Here is a 15,716-nt window from a genome sequence, read left to right as displayed (position 1 = left end):
CGCTCCAACTGCGGGGCGGCCGGGCTGGTCTGCGGACTGCCGGGCCGCCCCGTCCGCGTAGGCCGCCCCGCCTACACAGAATGAGGGGGGACAGGGGAAATGGGATTCTTCGACGGGATCAGGGGCAGCCGCGCCCTGCAGTTCGACTCGGGCAGCGGTTCGGCCGCGATCGAGCTGACCAAGCGGCATCCGACGGTGTCGCTCACTAAACAGGGGGCGGTCCACGGGAACCTGCGGGTCAACCTGTCCTGGCGCATGCGCAGCTCCGACATCGGCGGCCGCGGCGGGGGCGAGGGCGGCCGGCTCCTGCGCCACCCGTTCAAGCTGTTCAAGCCCGACATGGTGCAGGCGCACACCCAGGGCATGGTCAACGTCGACCTCGACCTCGGCTGCCTCTACGAGCTGGCCGACGGGACCCGGGGCGTCGTCCAGCCGCTGGGCAACTTCCACGGGGACATCAACAGCCCGCCGTACGTGAAGCTCAGCGGCGACGACCGGTTCGGGGCGCCGTCGGGGGAGACGGTCTTCGTCAACCTCGACCACGCCGACGAGATCAAGCGGCTGCTGGTGTTCGTCTACATCTACGACCAGACCCCGGCCTTCGACCGCACGCACGCCATGATCACCCTCTACCCGATCACCGGGCCGCGGATCGAGATCCCGCTGGAGGAGCGCCAGCCGCAGGCCCGCTCCTGCGCGGTGCTCTCCATGGAGCACGTCAAGGGCGAGCTGATCGTGCGGCGCGAGGTGAAGTTCGTGTACGGGTTCCAGGCCGAGCTGGACCGGCTGTACGGGTGGGGCCTGCAGTGGGGGCGGGGCTACAAGAGCACCAAGGCCTGACCGGGACCGGGCGGGTCCCCGGCCGGTCCCGGCAGGGTCCCCGGTGGGCCCTCGCCGGATCCCCGGCGGTCCCGGTCAGGCGCGGCGCGTCAGCGGCGGAGGAACTGCGGGCCCTGCACCGGCAGCCGGAACGTCGGGTCGCCGCCCGGGACCGGCACCGGGGCCGGGGAGACCGGCTGCGGATACCCGTACGCCGGCTGCACGGGCGGCGGGGCCTGCGTCACCGGTGCCTGCGGCGTCTGCGGCGCCTGCTGCGGACCCGGCGGGCGCATCTGGGCCGTCTCCTCGCCGGCCGGACCGGCGGCGGGGGCGGCGGTCCCGGATCCGCCCTCGGCGGCGTTCTCGTCCACGGAGATCCCGTGGTCGGTCGCCAGCCCGACGAGACCGTTCGAGTAGCCCTCGCCCAGCGCCCGGAACTTCCACCCGTCGCCGCGGCGGTACAGCTCCCCGCAGATCAGGGCCGTCTCGGCGCCGGTCTCGGGGCGCACGTCGAAGAAGGCCAGCGGCTCGGAGCCACCGGTCGCCGTGGCGTCGTACAGCAGGATCCGCAGGTCGCGGACCTGCTGGAACGGCACGTCCTCGGCGGAGGCCACCACCAGGATCCGGTCCACCACCGGCGGCACCGCGCGCAGGTCCGCCTGTACGGCGTCGGTGATCCCGTCGCCGAGCTGCTTCTTGCCGAGCCGCCAGACGGCCCCCGAGGGGTGCCGGGGCTGGTTGTAGAACACGAAGTCCTCGTCCGAGCGCACGCGCCCGTCCGGGCCCACGAGCAGCGCCGAGGCGTCGACGTCCGGCACCTCGGGGCCGCCGGTCCAGCGCAGCACCGCCCGGACCGCCACGGCGGTCACCGGGATGTTCGAGCCCTTCTGCATCGCGTGCGTCATGCCCGTCATCCTGCCCTCCCGGGGCGGCGCGGAACAACGCGGCCCCCCGCAGGGCCTTGTCGCGAAAGAAAGACCTGGGCATTGTGCAAGAGGGTTACCTGAACTTCATGTGCTTGAGGAACTCTTGACTCACGTTCGTACGTACTATTACCGGCCACGCCACTGGGGCCGCCGAGGCAGTACGGGGGAAGCACATGCGTCACTTCGGGCACATATCGCCCACTGTCCGCAAGGACCTCTTCCACCAGGAGCCGGCCGAGTTCACCGCCGCCTCCCCCGCCCGCATTCTCGCCGCCGCCCTCGGAGCCACCCTCTACAGCCCCGCGACCCGCCCGAACCTCGCCGGGGACGTCCACAAGCAGGCCGCCCGCGGAGTCGTCTCCATGGTCCTCTGCCTGGAGGATTCGATCAGCGACGCCGAGGTCGCCGACGCCGAGGACAACCTCGTCCGCCAGTTCGCCGCCCTCGACGCCGACGGCGGGGAGCTCCCGCTCCTCTTCATCCGGGTCCGCACCCCCGAGCAGATACCCGACCTCGTGCGCCGTCTCGGCGGCTCCGCCCGCAGACTGGCCGGATTCGTACTACCCAAGTTCACCGAGAGCCGCGGAACCGCCTTCCTCGACGCCGTCGCCCAGGCCGAGGCGGCCGGCGGACAGCAGCCGCTGTACGCCATGCCCGTCCTGGAGACCCCCGACCTCCTCCACCTCGAAACCCGCGTCGAAGCCCTCGCCGGCATCTCCCGCACCGTGGGCCGGTACCGCGACCGCGTCCTGGCCCTGCGCCTCGGCGTCACCGACTTCTGCTCGGTCTACGGACTGCGCCGCACCCCGGACATGACCGCCTACGACGTGCAGATCGTCGCCGGAGTCATCGCCGACGTGGTGAACGTGCTCAGCCGCGCCGACGGCACCGGCTTCACCGTGACCGGACCCGTCTGGGAGTACTTCCGCAACCAGCAGCGCCTCTTCAAGCCCCAGCTGCGCCGCAGCCCCTTCCTCCAGGAAGGCGCCGAGGAACTGCGCACCACCCTCATCGAGCACGACCTCGACGGGCTCCTGCGCGAGATCGAACTCGACCGGGCCAACGGACTCCTCGGCAAGACCTGCATCCACCCCGCCCACGTCACGCCCGTCCACGCGCTGTCGGTGGTCTCCCACGAGGAGTTCAGCGACGCCCAGGACATCCTGCGCCCCGAGCGGGGCGGCGGCGGGGTCATGCGCTCCGCCTACACGAACAAGATGAACGAAGTGAAGCCCCACCGGGCCTGGGCCGAGCGCACCATGCTGCGCTCCGAGGTCTTCGGTGTGGCGAAGGAGGAGGTCGGCTTCGTCGACCTGCTCACGGCCGGGCTCCAGCTGTGAGCCGGCTCTTGACTACGGAGAAGGGCAAGACGATCGACGCGGTGTGGTCGGGAACCTGGGTGGCCGAGCGGCTGGGCGTACGCCTGGAGGAGGCCGGCGAGCCGGGATTGCCGCGGCTGGACGAACTGCTCGGGCTGGCCCTGCGGCGCAACCCGAAGCGGGCCCACCTGCTCGTCTCGCAGGTGCTGGGCAAGCACGTCCCGCAGTCCCCGCGGGCCGTGTACGCCGCCGGACACGGGCTCGGCGAGCGGGTGCGGGCCCTGCTGGGCGACGAGGCCGCCGCCGCGGTGGTCCTCGGGTACGCCGAGACGGCGACCGGGCTCGGGCACTGCGTGGCCGACGGCCTCGGAGCCGCCCCCTACCTGCACTCCACCCGCCGCCCCGTGCCGGGGGTCGAGCCCGCCGGAGGGTTCGAGGAGGCGCACTCGCACGCCACCTCGCACCTGCTGCTGCCGGAGGACCCGAAGCTGCTGGCCGGCAGCGGACCGCTGGTCCTCGTCGACGACGAGTTCTCCACCGGCAACACGGTCCTGAACACCATCCGCGACCTGCACGCCCGCCACCCCCGCACGCACTACGTGGTGGTCGCCCTCGTCGACATGCGCTCCCCGGCCGACCGCGAGCGGCTCACCGCCTTCGCCGCCGAGATCGGCGCGCGCGTCGACCTGATCGCCCTCGCCTCCGGGACGGTGCACCTCCCCGAGGGGGTCCTGGCCAAGGGACAGGCACTGGTCGAGGAGTACGAGCGCCAGGCCGAGGGCGCTCAGGCTGCCGGCGCTCAGGCTGCCGGTGCTCAGGCTCCGGGAGCTCCGGCTGCGGGCGCTCAGGCTCCGGGCGCTCCGGCTCCCGGCGCCCCGGCCCCGGGCGTTTCGGACGGGGCTTCCGCCACCCCCGCGGCACCCGTCGGGCGGGTCGTGCTGGACTGGCCCGCCGGGGTCCCGGACGGCGGCCGGCACGGCTTCACCCCCGAGCACCGCGCCCGGCTCGAAGCGGCCCTGCCCGCGCTGGCCCGCCAGCTCGCCGACGCACTCGGAGCCGAGCCCGGGCGGGTCCTCGTACTCGGCAACGAGGAGCTGATGTACGCGCCGCTGCGCCTCGCGCGGGCCCTGGAGGAGTCCGGGGCCGCGGCCGAGGTCCGGTTCTCGACCACCACCCGCTCGCCCGTGCTCGCCGTCGACGACCCCGGCTACGCCATCCGTTCCCGGCTCGTCTTCCCCGCCCACGACGCTCCCGCCGACGGGCCCGGCGACCGGTACGCCTACAACGTCGCGGGCGCCGGCTTCGACACCGTCGTCGCCGTCGCCGACACCCACGGGGACACCGGTGCGCTGCACGCCCCCGACGGGCTCCTCGCACGCCTGGCCCCGCACGCCGGCCGGGTCCTGCTCGCGCTGGTCCCCTCGTACGCCCCGGACAGCTCCTCCGGCGTTTCCGTTTCCTCCGACCGGCGGGAGCCGATCATGCCCGAGCCGATCCTGCCCGAGCCGCTGCGCGGCCCGGCCTTCTCCTCGTACGCCCCGGAGGACTGCGGCTGGCTGCTCCAGGACCTCTCCGGCGCGGCGCTGGAGGCCCCGACCGAAGAGCGCGAGGAGGCCATCCAGGCCGGCGGCGCGCACTACGCCGAGTCGCTGCCCGTCGAGTACCAGCCGTCACCCCAGTACCAGGAGCTCTACCGGAGCGCGCTGACCGCGTCCGCCGCCCGTATCGCCCGGGCCGTCGGCACGGTCACCGAGACCGTCCTCGCCGAGCGGTCCCCCTCCCCGGTCCTCGTCTCGCTGGCCCGCGCCGGCACCCCCGTCGGTGTCCTGATGCGCCGCTGGGCCCGGGCCCGGCACGGCCTGGAGCTGCCGCACTACGCCGTCTCCATCGTGCGCGGCCGCGGCATCGACCCCAACGCCCTGCGCTGGCTGGCCGCCCACCACGACCCCGCCGACGTCGTCTTCGTGGACGGCTGGACGGGCAAGGGGGCCATCACGCGGGAGCTCGCGGCGGCGCTGGAGGCCCACCGGGAAGCGGGGGGCCCGGGCTTCAACCCGGAGATCGTGGTCCTCGCCGACCCCGGTTCCTGCGTGTCCACGTACGGCACCCGCGAGGACTTCCTGATCCCCTCCGCCTGCCTCAATTCCACCGTTTCCGGACTGATATCGCGTACGGTCCTCAGGTCCGACCTGGTCGGGCCCGCCGACTTCCACGGCGCGAAGTTCTACCGCGAGCTCGCCGGAGCCGATGTCTCCACCGGCTTCATCGACACCGTCGCCGCCCGCTTCGACGAGGTGGCGGAGGCCGTCGGCGCCGAGGTCAAGGAGCTCCTCGCCGCCGACCGCACGCCCACCTGGGAGGGCTGGGCGGCGGTCGAGCGGATCAGCGAGGAGTACGGCATCCACGACGTGAACCTGGTCAAGCCCGGCGTCGGCGAGACGACGCGGGTGCTGCTGCGGCGCGTGCCGTGGAAGATCCTGGCGCAGCGCGGCGCCGGGGCGGACCTGGACCACGTACGGCTGCTCGCCGAGCAGCGGGGCGTGCCGGTGGAAGAGGTCGACGGGCTCCCCTACACCTGCGTAGGACTCATCCACCCCCGCTTCACGCGTGGCGCGACCGGCGCCGACGGAAAGGCCGTGACCTCCAAGTGACTGTCCTGGTAGCCAGTGATCTCGACCGCACCCTCATCTACTCGGCGGCCGCGCTCGGCCTGACCATGCCCGACCCGGTGGCCCCGCGGCTGCTGTGCGTCGAGGTGCACGAGAGCAAGCCGCTGTCGTACATGACGGAGACGGCGGCGGCGCTGCTGGCCGAGCTGGCGGCCGATCCCGCGGTGGTCTTCGTCCCGACGACGACCCGTACGCGCAAGCAGTACCAGCGCATCCGCTTCCCCGGGCGCCCGGCGCCGTACGCGATCTGCGCCAACGGCGGGCAGCTGCTGGTGGACGGGGTCCCGGACCGGGACTGGCGGCGCCAGGTGGCGGCGCGACTGGCGCAGGAGTGCGCCCCGCTGGAGGAGGTGAACGCGCACCTGCTGGCGACGGCGGACCCGGCGTGGCTGCGCAAGGCGCGGATCGCGGAGGACCTGTTCACGTACCTGGTCGTCGAGCGCGCCCTGGTGCCGCAGGAGTGGGTCAAGGCGCTGACGGAGTGGGCCGACGAGCGCGGCTGGACGGTCTCCCTCCAGGGCCGCAAGATCTACGCCGTGCCGCGTCCGCTGACGAAGAGCGCGGCGATGCGCGAGGTGGCCCGCCGTACGGGCGCGACCACGACCCTCGCCGCCGGCGACTCGCTGCTGGACGCGGACCTGCTGCTGGCGGCGGACGCGGCCTGGCGGCCGGGGCACGGGGAACTGGCCGACGCGGGCTGGACGGCGCCGACGGTCACGGCCCTGGCGGCGGCGGGCGTGCTGGCGGGGGAGGAGATCGTGCGGGCCTTCGCGCGGGCGGTGGCCCGGGAGGGTGTCCGGCCGGCCGGTGATGTCGGCACACTGGGCGCATGACCAAGGGCAACAGCACCAAGATCACTGACGAGCTGTACCGCTACATGCTCGACCACAACCCTCCGCTGGACGCCGTCCAGCAGAAGCTGGTGGCGACGACGTACGAGAAGTTCCCGGACGTCGCCGGCATGCAGTCGGCCGAGGAGCAGGGGCCGCTGCTGGCCTTCCTGGTCCGGCTGACCGGGGCCCGCCACATCGTCGAGGTCGGCACCTTCACCGGCTTCTCGACCCTGTCGATGGCCCAGGCCCTGCCGGCGGACGGCAGGCTCGTCGCCTGCGACGTCTCGGAGGAGTGGACGGCGTACGGGCGCGAGGCCTGGGAGGCGGCGGGCGTCGCCGACCGGATCGACCTGCGGATCGCCCCGGCGCTGGACACGCTGCGCGCCATGCCGCAGGAGCCGCACATCGACATGGCCTACGTGGACGCGGACAAGGAAAGCCAGATCGCGTACTGGGAGGAGCTCGTTCCGCGACTGCGGCCGGGCGGGCTGATCGTCACGGACAACACGCTGTTCCACGGCAGGGTCCTGGACGAGTCCGCGACGGGCTCGGCGGCGGGAGTCCGCGCGTACAACGAGCACGTAGCGGCGGACACCCGCATGGAGTCGGTCCTGCTGGCGATCTCGGACGGCCTCACCCTGTCGCGCAAGCGCTAGCGGGTTCTCCGGCATGTCGGGCGCGGTCCGGCGCGTCCGGCGTGCGGGGCGTCCGGCGCGTGCGGCGCGTCGGGCGTCCGGCGCGTCCGGCGCGTGCGGGGCGTCCGACATGCCGGGCGCTTTCCGGTCGGTCAGCAGCAGCCCCCGCCACCGCAGCAGCCCCCGCCGGACGGGGCGGGGGCGCTGCTGGTCCCGCCCACGGCGACGGCGGAGAGCAGTTTCACGGTGTCGGCGTGCCCGGCCGGGCAGTCGGCGGGCGCGGAGGACTCGGCCATGGGCCGGCTGACCTCGAAGGTGTCTTCGCAGGTCCGGCAGCGGAATTCGTAACGAGGCATGGACCCAGGCTACCGACAGGGGCGACGGCGGCCCAGAAACATGGAAGCTGCCTAGAAGCCGTGACTGAGCCGGGCGGCCGCCGCGGCCCGGTCCTCCCGTGCGGCCTGCTCGGGGTTGCGGGCCCGCCAGTACGGATTGTCGTGCGGGAGGGCGCTGCCCACCCGCCCGTACATCCCGAACCACATCAGCATCACGCCGACGACGAAGCTGAACAGCACGTTCTGGATCTTGAAGGCCAGGAAGTTCATCCCGGTGTCCAGCAGGGCCAGATTCACGAACCCGCTGGCGATGAAGGCCAGCCCCAGCACGATGTTGAGGGTGGAGGCGAAGTTCCCGCCGATCACCATCCCGACGAAGAGCAGCAGCCCGATGCAGATCGACAGCACGCTCAGCGCGCCGTTGGTGTTCAGCGCGAGCACCGTGGCGCCGCCGGTGTCGAAGAACCCGATCTGGTCGATGAGGCCGAGGATCCCGAAGGCGACCAGCAGCAGCCCCATCAGACCCGCGCCCACCCGGTACACCTGGCTGAGTTTGTGGTCGGTGGGCAGGTGCTCGTCGAGCCGGGTGTTGACGGGACGGGCCATGCGCCGCACCAGGTAGGGGACGTGCGGTGCGGGGAGCTCGATCGGCCCGTGGGCCACGTACGGCGCGTAGTTCTCGTGGGGCTCGTGGCACCCGTAGGCCGCGTGGGGCGCGGTCGCGGGCGGTGCGTCGGGCTCACGAGGGGTGTGCGAAGTGTGGGCAGCCATCACGCCCTCCTATTCCAACCACCTCCAGCATCCGCCGCCGCCCCCTCCACGACAAGCGCGGACGCCGCTGACGTCGACGGGGTCGGCGGAGGCCGGCCGGCCCCAGCGGAGGCCGGCCGCCCCAGTCGAACTCAGCCGTTCCCGCGCCCGCCGCGGATGTCGGAGACGACGCGCCCCACGTCTGCCCGCACCTGCTCCATTTCCTGAAGGAAGTGCCAGTAGTCGGGATGCCGCTCCTCCAGCCCGGCGAGCGCCCGCTCCATCCGCGCCACCGACTCGTCCAGCGGCCGCGCGTGCCGCGGATCGGGCACGCTGCGGCCCTCCATCGCCAGCCGCTGCGCATCCCGGATCGCGAACCGGGTCCGCTGTACCTCCGCCTGCGGATCCCGCGCCACCGCCTCCAGCCGTGACAGCCGGTCCTGCGCCGCCGACACCGCCTCGTCGGTGGCGTCCAGCGCACCCCGGACCGCCTCGATCAATGCCGCTACGTCCGCCCAGCGCTGCTCCTCGCGCGCCCGCGCGGCCTCCCTCAGCTGCTCCTCGGCCCGCGCCACGTCCCGTACGGCCTGATCCGGCACCTGCTGGAGGTCCTGCCAGCAGGCGGCACTGAACCGCCGGCGCAGCTCACTGAGGACCGGATCCACCCGGTCCGCCCGATTGCGCAGCGCCTGCGCCCGGGTCCGCAGGCTCACCAGCCGCCGGTCGATCTCCGCGGCCCGCTCCGGGAGCCGCGCCACCTCGGCCCGTATCGCCTCCGCGTCCCGCAGGATCCGGTCCGCGCGCTGGACGGTCTCCTGCACCCCGTGCTGCGCGGCGCCCTGGTTCAGCAGGGTCAGCTCGGGCCCGAGCGCGGCGAGCCGCGCCGCGAACTCGTCGGCCCGCATCCCCTTGCCCCGTACGTCGTCCAGCGCCGTGCTCGCCGCGATCAGCGCCGCCCGGGCCCGCTCCCGCGCGGGCGCCACCCGGGCCAGCTGCGTCTCGGCCTTGTCCAGCAGCGGCTGCAGGCCCTGGGCGAAGCGGTCCAGCTCGCCCTTGACCCGGACCAGCTCGTCGCGGGCCCGCGTCAGCTGCTCCCGCGCCCGCGCGGCGACGGACCCCTCCAGGTCCACCCGATCAAGGTCGTGCGCGTCGACGGCCTCGATGTACACGTGGCTGACCTGGTCGATCCGCTGCCCGAGCGCGGCGAACCCCTCCCCGGCCTGCCGCGCCGCGGGAGACCCGTCGGCGGCCGCGATGGTCTCCATGGAGATCCGCAGATCCCGCTGCGCGGTGTCCAGCTCGTAGAACGCGGCCGCGGCGGCGTCCTTCGCCGCCTGCGCGTCCGCCCGCCGACTCTCGTCCCGCCCGCCGAACCACCGGCGGGATGCCGTCGTCACAATCCCACTCCCGTACCGCCTCCGCCATGCCCCGGTCCATTCTCTCCCACGGATGCGGGTTTGCGTGGGGGGTGCGCCTGCCATGTAGGCTGTCCACTCATCCACGGGTGTGTAGCTCAGGGGTAGAGCGCTGCTCTTACAAAGCAGATGTCGGCGGTTCGAAACCGTCCACGCCCACCATCGCGAAGGCCCCCAACCGATCACGGTTGGGGGCCTTTGACGGTTGCAGGTGACGGCGACCGCCTACTCGGCCGGCCGCCGACGGCGCAACAGCCGGTCCATGTGCCCCACGGCTTCCCGCCTACTGCCGTCGGTCACATGCGTGTAGATGTTCATCGTGACGGCGATCTGCAAGTGCCCCCAGGATCTCCATCACCACCCGCGGCCGGACGCTGGCGGCGGTCAGCAAAGTCGCCGTCCCGTGCCGCGCGTCGCGCAGTCGAATCACCCGCAAACCGGCGTCGTTGGGGTCGTCCGCGTCCGCGTCCGCGTCCGCGTCCTCGTACGCCTCGCCGCGAACGCGCTGCCGCTGACTCCGAACCCGCATCTCCCGCTTCTCCAGACCCACGTTCTCCCACCGGAGCCCGACGAGTTCACCGCGCCGCAGCCCGAGGGCGATGTCGGCCCAGGCCCGAGGAGATTGGTGACATCAACGCTGGTGCACGCTGGCGACTCGGAGCGCTCGTGTATACGCGTTGCGGTCTTCGCTTTGTGCGTGCGGGGCGGGGGCTGGGCGGGCTTGCACAGCGGATGTCGGTGGTTTGGGATCGTCCGTGTCCTTGAGCGCGAAGGATCCCAAGCGATCTTGGTTGGGGGCCTTTGGCGTGGGTGCTCGGGTCTTGCCCTCCTGATGTGTTGTGCCGGAGCGGGGGCAACTGCCCTTCGTGGGCGCGTGGTTCGTTGTTGTGGGAGGTCTTACCGGCCGTCCGAGGGCGTGGGATGGTCGGGGGATGGGTGAGTGGGTGGTGGGGGGTGTCGGGCTGCTGGCGGTCGTGGCCGGCGGCGTGGCGTACGTCGTGTTGGACCGGGTGGCCAGGGAGGGGTTCGAGCGGCGGCGGGATGCCGAGCGGGCGCGGTTGCTGGCTCAGGTGGCGGAGACCGAGGGCGTCGCGGGGGATCCGAAGTACGCCGACGTCGGGGGGTTGCCGGAGGCCCGGCGGGGTGGACACGGGGACGCCGAGTTCACGTCCGTGCTGGTCGAGTACTACGCGTACGGGCTGACGCAGGCGCGCAGCAGCTTCGTCACCAGCCAGCGGTTCGCGGGGGCGGGGGCCGCCATCCTGCTGCTCGGGGTGGCGCTCGCGGTGTGGAAGGCCGAGACCAGCGGGGAGCTGTACCTCGGGGTGGTCACCAGCTCGGTGGGACTCGTCATCACGCTCGTCGGGCAGCTCTTCCACCGGCGGGCCGACATCGCCCTGCGGCACATGGCCGACCAGACCGCCTCCCTGCGCGAGGACCGGCGGGCCGCCGCCGCCCTGCAGCAGGCCGCCGAGCTGCTGCAGGAGGTCACGGATCCGGTGCTGCGGGCGCGGCTGCAGGCAGGTTTGATCATGAAACTGTCCGGCGCCGAGCTGCCCCAGTAGCGGGATAGTGGGTGTATGTGCCGTTCCATTAAGACCCTGCGCCCGCCCGCCATCCCCGAGAAGGCCACGGAGGAGGAGATCCGCGCCGCCGCGTTGCAGTACGTACGGAAGGTGTCCGGGTTCCGGGCGCCCGCCGCGCACAATCAGGAGGTCTTCGAGGCCGCCGTCGAGGCGATCGCCGAGGCGACGCGGGACCTGCTGGACGGTTTGCAGGTCAGAGGCGCGGTGTCCGTCACCGCCTAGGCGTCCTGTTCCTGTTCCTGTGCCTCAGGTCAGGCGGGCGCGGCGGCGGAGGATCCAGATGCCGGTGCCCAGGGCGCCGGCGGCCAGTGCGCCGCCCAGGGCGACCTGGCCGGGGCTCATCTCGCCGATGCTGCCGCCCAGCCCGCCGCGGGCCGCGCCGGAGGTGACCTGGAGGGGGACGGTGACGCGCTGCCCGCCGGAGCCGCCGCATTCGAAGGTGACGGTGTGCGTCCCGGAGTTGGCGTTGCTGAAGACGGTGGCGCTGCCGAAGAGGTTGGTGGCCTCCAGGTTGCCGGGGGTCAGGCGGACGTCGCCGAAGGCGCTGGACGAGGCCGTGCCGGTCTTGGTCCCGCAGCCGGTGACGTTCAGGCTGACCCGGCTCCCCGGTGCGACCGTGGTGGGGGAGACGCCGGCGGAGGGGGAGGCGGCGTGGGTGACCGTGACGGGAGTGGCCGCGGCGAGGACGAGGGTCGCGGCCGCGACCCTTGCCAGAAGACGGCGGTACGGCGGCTGGGCGAGCGGCGTGGCGGGCATGGAGAGAACTCCTCGGGCTCCTCGAAACGGCGCGGCCAGGGCACGGATGTGACGCGGATTCGGTTGCGCGCCGTGCTGTGGACGCTAGGAGCCCGGGCCCGGGGCGGCGATCGGGGCCGGGTGAACGGGTGAGCCGCTGCTCCACCCGAGGGATCCGGGCGGTCGCTACGCCGCCGGGGCCGCGGTCGACGCGGGGCGGCGGATGACGAAGGCCGCCAGGGCGCCCGCGGCGAAGAGGGCGATCACGGAGACCGCCGTGCCGAGCCAGGTCGCGCCGAGCCACTGGGTGCCGAAGTACCCCAGCGCCACGCTGTACCCGGCCCAGGCCATGCCCGCCAGCACCGACCAGGGCAGGAACTCCATGACCTTGCGGTGGGTCTTGCCCGCGCCGAGCGAGACCACCGAGCGGCCGGCCGGGGCGAAGCGGGCGATCACCACCAGGGCGCCGCCGCCGCGGGCCAGGGCCGTACCCAGGCGCTCGTGGGCGCGGGTCAGCCGACGGGACCGGGCGATCGCCCGGTCCAGCCGGGCCCCGCCGTGCCGGGCCAGCCGGAACGCGGCCATGTCACCCAGTACCGACGATGTCGTGGCGATCACCAGCAGCGCGAGGATGTCGGGCACCTGCGCCGGAACCGCCACCGGACCGGCCGCACCGGCGGCAGCCGCGGCCGCAGCGGCCGTGATCACCAGAACCCCGCTCGGCAGCACTGGCAGGAAGACGTCGAGCACGACGGACACCGCCACCACGGCGTAGATCCATGGGCTCGCGGTCAGCGACCCCAGAGTCTCAAACAAGGCGGGACTCCCCAGTCCGGTTGACGTGCTGCGGCATGAAGCGCCGCGACGTCGCGGGGGAGCGGCAGGAGCGGCTTGACAGCCATACAGCGTACGCCTGGCGTTGGTGCGCCGTATGCCCGGGGGCTGCCCGGGCCCATAGTCTGTCAGCTCGCGCCGTCGGCTCCCTTCGTACCGCCCGAACCCTCGTATTCCGTCCGCCGGGTTCCGTCCGCGGTGTTCAGTCCGCCGACGTCAGCTCCCGGTCCAGGACCGTCACCAGCCGGGCAGCCCTCTGGCCCGCCTTGCCCGACTGGCCCGCCTGCCCCTTCCGTCCCTTGTGCGCCTGGTCGAGACGAAGCCGGGCCGAACGGCCCGCCAACGCCAGCGTCATCAGCTGGTTCCCGAACCACGGGCCGCCCGTACGCCGCCAGCTCAGCGGCGGCCGACCCGTCCGCCCGTGCCGCGAGAACCCGCGCCCCAGCCACCGCCCCGTGCGCGACCAGCCCAGCCGGAAGCCCCACTTCACCGCCGTGTGGATCGAGTTGTGCACCGGCGAGCACGTCAACTGGAACACCCGGGACGTACTGGGTATTCGAGGCTCGGCCACGTACGCATGATGCACGTCCCCGGACAGCACGCACACCGTCGCAGGCGCCCGCGGCCCCGTCCCCACCTCCTCGATCAGATCGCTCAACGCCGCGAACGAAGCCGGGAACGCCGCCCAGTGCTCCAGATCGCTGCGCCGCCGCAGATCCTCCCCGATCCGCGCCCACCGCTCCCCCCGCTCGCCGCGGCACAGAGCGGCGTTCCACACCTCCGCGTCGTGGATCAGCGGCGGCATCAGCCACGGCAGCGACGACCCGATGAGGAGGTGGTCGTAACCGCCGTGCCCGGCGAGGGCGTTGTCGCGGAGCCACTGCTGCTCTGCGGGGTCCAGCATCGCCCGCCCGTCCTCGGCGAGCACCCGCGCCGCCCGCGTGTCCACCATCAGCAGCCGCGACCGCCCGAAGTCGCGCCGGTAGCTCCAGCGCACCGAGCCCGGATCGGCGTCGGCCGCGGCGGCGAAGGCCCGCAGCGCATCCGTACCGTCCGGGGTCGCCCGTACGGCCTCGTACAGCGGGTCGGCCGCGAGCTCGGCCGGCGAGAGATTGCCCAGGTGCTGGTACACCCAGTACGACATCAGCCCGCTGAGCACGCGCTCCTGCCACCACGGAGTCGCCCGCATCTCCGCCAGCCACGCCGCGCTCGTGTTCCAGTCGTCCACGACGTCGTGGTCGTCGAATATCTGCAGGCTGGGGACGGTGGACAGCAGCCAGCGGATCTCCGGGTCGAGCCAGGACTCGTCATACAGCCGCGTGTACTCCTCGTAGTCCGCGACCTGGGCGCCGGGAGCCTCCCGCAGATCCCGCCGGGCCGCGAGCCACCGTCTGGTCTCCTGCGACAGCTGGTCCGCGTACACCTGGTCGCCCAGCAGGAGGAGCACGTCCGGCCGCACCTCATCCGGATCGGCGGCCAGCCGCGCCGCGAGCGTGTCGAGGGCGTCCGCACCGTGCGGCCCGTGCCGGCCGGCCGGCGGCGCGGCCTGCCGGCACGACCCGAACGTCAGGCGCAGCCCCGGGGCCGGCCGACCGGCCGCGGCCACGGCGGGGGTGGTGATCGTGCTCGGCGGGAAGGCGGTGCCCGGCAGTGGCCAGACGCGCATGCCGTCGAGCAGTACCTCGTACGCCGTCGTGCTCCCCGGGGCCAGACCGGTCACCGGCACGAGCGCGTAATGGTGCCCGGCGATCTGGAAGGTGCGCACGCTGCCGCCGGCCCCGTCGGCGCACCTCACTTCGGCCGTACACGGGCGGTCGGCCTCGACCCATATCGTGGCCGAACCGCCCGTGTCCCAGTCGACGTAGCGAAGCAGCGGCCCCAGACGCAATCCGGCCATGCAACTCCCCCTCCTCCGTAGCCCCTTCGATCACGGTACGACGGGGAAGGGGGCCGTGGCCTCCCCCTGGCGGGGGAGAGGCCGGGTGAACGGTCGGGCCGGTGTCAGCAGCCGTTGAGGATGCCCACCAGGGCCGACTTCTCGCCGGAGTCCATGCTCAGACCCCAGTACTGCTTCACTTCGACCCACATCCGGGCGTACGTACAGCGGTAGGCGGTCCGCGACGGCAGCCACTTGCCCGGGTCGAGGTCGCCCTTGGCCTGGTTGACGTTGTCCGTCACCGCGATGAGCTGCGGGCGGGTGAGGTCGTTGGCGAACTGCTGGCGCTTGGACGTGGTCCACGCGCTGGCCCCGGAGCGCCAGGCCTCGGCGAGCGGAACGACGTGGTCGATGTCGAGGTCGGCGGCGTTGGTCCAGGTGGCGCCGTCGTACTCGGAGTACCAGCTGCCGCTCACGGCGGCGCAGGAGGAATCGGTGACGACGCTGACGCCGTCGCGCTTCAGGACGGTCTCGCGGGTGTTGCAGCTGCCGGAGACGGTGCTCCAGTGCGGGAAGAGGCTGCGGCTGTATCCGCTGAGGGACCCCTCCGTCTTCGGCGTGACGGTGGCGAGGTAGGAGCGGGCGGCCGCGGCGCTGATGGGGGTGGGCGGGGCGGCCTGGGCGACGGGCGCGTTCACGAGGGAGGTGAGGGCGGCGAGGGTCGCCGCTGACGCGAGCACGCCAATTCGACGCGCGTAGACAGCGGGTATGAGGGTCTTGAGGGCCATGAGGGGGCTCCCTGAATGCGGGGGGTTTGTGGCCGGTCAGCCCCGGAGGGGCGCGGCCATGGTGGCGGCGCCAGATTGCGTGGCGGCGGGCGCAAGGTTACAGGCTTGCGACATGAGCACGTCACGTGTGGGGCGGGGCAACTTCCCTGCATTAAGCGGAGGTTGTGCTTCCGGGAGGGGGAGGGAGGAGGGGGGG

Annotated in this window: 15 protein-coding genes, 1 tRNA gene and 1 pseudogene; 8 read left to right on the top strand and 9 right to left on the bottom strand. The window is 72.9% G+C overall.

The window, feature by feature from the left end:
• Positions 1–99: 99 nt before the first annotated feature.
• A complete protein-coding gene (locus ADK52_RS04150) occupies positions 100–840 on the top strand; it encodes a Tellurium resistance (RefSeq protein WP_053688413.1) in 741 nt (246 codons plus the stop codon).
• An 89-nt stretch (positions 841–929) separates the two neighbouring features.
• Here the strand turns inward: ADK52_RS04150 and ADK52_RS04145 are convergent, their stop codons facing one another.
• On the bottom strand, positions 930–1,724 hold the full coding sequence (locus ADK52_RS04145; protein WP_053688412.1) for a TerD family protein: 795 nt from the start codon (positions 1,722–1,724) through the stop codon (positions 930–932).
• 194 nt (positions 1,725–1,918) lie between these two features.
• On the opposite strand from ADK52_RS04145, the gene ADK52_RS04140 reads away from it, so the two are divergent.
• From ADK52_RS04140 to ADK52_RS04125, 4 genes are read left to right on the top strand one after another with little or no spacing between them, the layout of a single operon-like run.
• On the top strand, positions 1,919–3,085 hold the full coding sequence (locus ADK52_RS04140; protein ID WP_053688411.1) for an HpcH/HpaI aldolase/citrate lyase family protein: 1,167 nt from the start codon (positions 1,919–1,921) through the stop codon (positions 3,083–3,085).
• A complete protein-coding gene (locus ADK52_RS04135) occupies positions 3,082–5,715 on the top strand; it encodes a phosphoribosyltransferase (protein ID WP_078987937.1) in 2,634 nt (877 codons plus the stop codon). Before ADK52_RS04140 ends, ADK52_RS04135 begins: the two co-directional genes overlap by 4 nt.
• On the top strand, positions 5,712–6,566 hold the full coding sequence (locus ADK52_RS04130) for a hypothetical protein (protein WP_053688409.1): 855 nt from the start codon (positions 5,712–5,714) through the stop codon (positions 6,564–6,566). The genes ADK52_RS04135 and ADK52_RS04130 overlap by 4 nt, the downstream gene beginning before the upstream one ends.
• The gene (locus ADK52_RS04125; protein WP_053688408.1) at positions 6,563–7,222 is read left to right on the top strand and encodes an O-methyltransferase; all 660 of its coding nucleotides are present in this window, start codon (positions 6,563–6,565) and stop codon (positions 7,220–7,222) included. The genes ADK52_RS04130 and ADK52_RS04125 overlap by 4 nt, the downstream gene beginning before the upstream one ends.
• A 131-nt stretch (positions 7,223–7,353) precedes the next feature.
• Here ADK52_RS04125 and ADK52_RS04120 read toward each other — a convergent pair whose 3' ends face one another.
• The 3 genes from ADK52_RS04120 to ADK52_RS04110 all read right to left on the bottom strand — a co-directional run bounded on the left by ADK52_RS04120 (position 7,354) and on the right by ADK52_RS04110 (position 9,683).
• Complete coding sequence (locus ADK52_RS04120; RefSeq protein WP_030160452.1) at positions 7,354–7,557, bottom strand: FmdB family zinc ribbon protein; 204 nt, start codon at positions 7,555–7,557, stop codon at positions 7,354–7,356.
• Positions 7,558–7,608: 51 nt separating this feature from the next.
• Positions 7,609–8,142: a DUF4383 domain-containing protein gene (locus tag ADK52_RS04115; protein ID WP_053688496.1), complete on the bottom strand. Its 534-nt coding sequence runs from the start codon at positions 8,140–8,142 to the stop codon at positions 7,609–7,611.
• Positions 8,143–8,438: 296 nt separating this feature from the next.
• The gene (locus ADK52_RS04110) at positions 8,439–9,683 is read right to left on the bottom strand and encodes a hypothetical protein (RefSeq protein WP_234343347.1); all 1,245 of its coding nucleotides are present in this window, start codon (positions 9,681–9,683) and stop codon (positions 8,439–8,441) included.
• 105 nt (positions 9,684–9,788) lie between these two features.
• Here ADK52_RS04110 and ADK52_RS04105 point away from each other — a divergent pair.
• Positions 9,789–9,863: transfer RNA gene (locus ADK52_RS04105), tRNA-Val, on the top strand.
• Positions 9,864–9,926: 63 nt separating this feature from the next.
• Here the strand turns inward: ADK52_RS04105 and ADK52_RS43315 are convergent.
• Positions 9,927–10,302, bottom strand: a pseudogene (locus ADK52_RS43315) (tyrosine-type recombinase/integrase); the annotation flags it as partial.
• A 331-nt stretch (positions 10,303–10,633) separates the two neighbouring features.
• On the opposite strand from ADK52_RS43315, the gene ADK52_RS04095 reads away from it, so the two are divergent.
• Both ADK52_RS04095 and ADK52_RS04090 read left to right on the top strand, forming a co-directional pair.
• Positions 10,634–11,266, top strand: coding sequence for a TRADD-N-associated membrane domain-containing protein (locus tag ADK52_RS04095; RefSeq protein ID WP_234343344.1), 633 nt, complete (start codon positions 10,634–10,636; stop codon positions 11,264–11,266).
• 15 nt (positions 11,267–11,281) lie between these two features.
• Complete coding sequence (locus ADK52_RS04090; protein ID WP_053688407.1) at positions 11,282–11,509, top strand: DUF2277 domain-containing protein; 228 nt, start codon at positions 11,282–11,284, stop codon at positions 11,507–11,509.
• A gap of 24 nt (positions 11,510–11,533) precedes the next feature.
• On the opposite strand, the gene ADK52_RS04085 is transcribed toward ADK52_RS04090, so the two are convergent.
• From ADK52_RS04085 to ADK52_RS04070, 4 genes are all read right to left on the bottom strand, one after another.
• Entirely contained in the window at positions 11,534–12,043 is a 510-nt protein-coding gene (locus tag ADK52_RS04085; protein WP_053688406.1) for a hypothetical protein, read from the bottom strand.
• 165 nt (positions 12,044–12,208) lie between these two features.
• Positions 12,209–12,838 carry a DedA family protein gene (locus ADK52_RS04080; RefSeq protein ID WP_199828444.1) on the bottom strand — a complete coding sequence of 210 codons (630 nt, stop codon included), beginning with the start codon at positions 12,836–12,838 and terminating at the stop codon, positions 12,209–12,211.
• Positions 12,839–13,058: 220 nt separating this feature from the next.
• Positions 13,059–14,753 carry an alkaline phosphatase D family protein gene (locus ADK52_RS04075; RefSeq protein ID WP_053688405.1) on the bottom strand — a complete coding sequence of 565 codons (1,695 nt, stop codon included), beginning with the start codon at positions 14,751–14,753 and terminating at the stop codon, positions 13,059–13,061.
• A 104-nt stretch (positions 14,754–14,857) separates the two neighbouring features.
• A complete protein-coding gene (locus tag ADK52_RS04070) occupies positions 14,858–15,502 on the bottom strand; it encodes an HNH endonuclease family protein (RefSeq protein ID WP_107089969.1) in 645 nt (214 codons plus the stop codon).
• Between the last annotated feature and the right edge of the window lie 214 nt (positions 15,503–15,716).

It is taken from the genome of Streptomyces sp. WM6372 (assembly GCF_001279655.1).
Taxonomy (GTDB): Bacteria; Actinomycetota; Actinomycetes; order Streptomycetales; family Streptomycetaceae; genus Streptomyces.
This window is presented reverse-complemented; position numbering and strand designations above follow the sequence as displayed.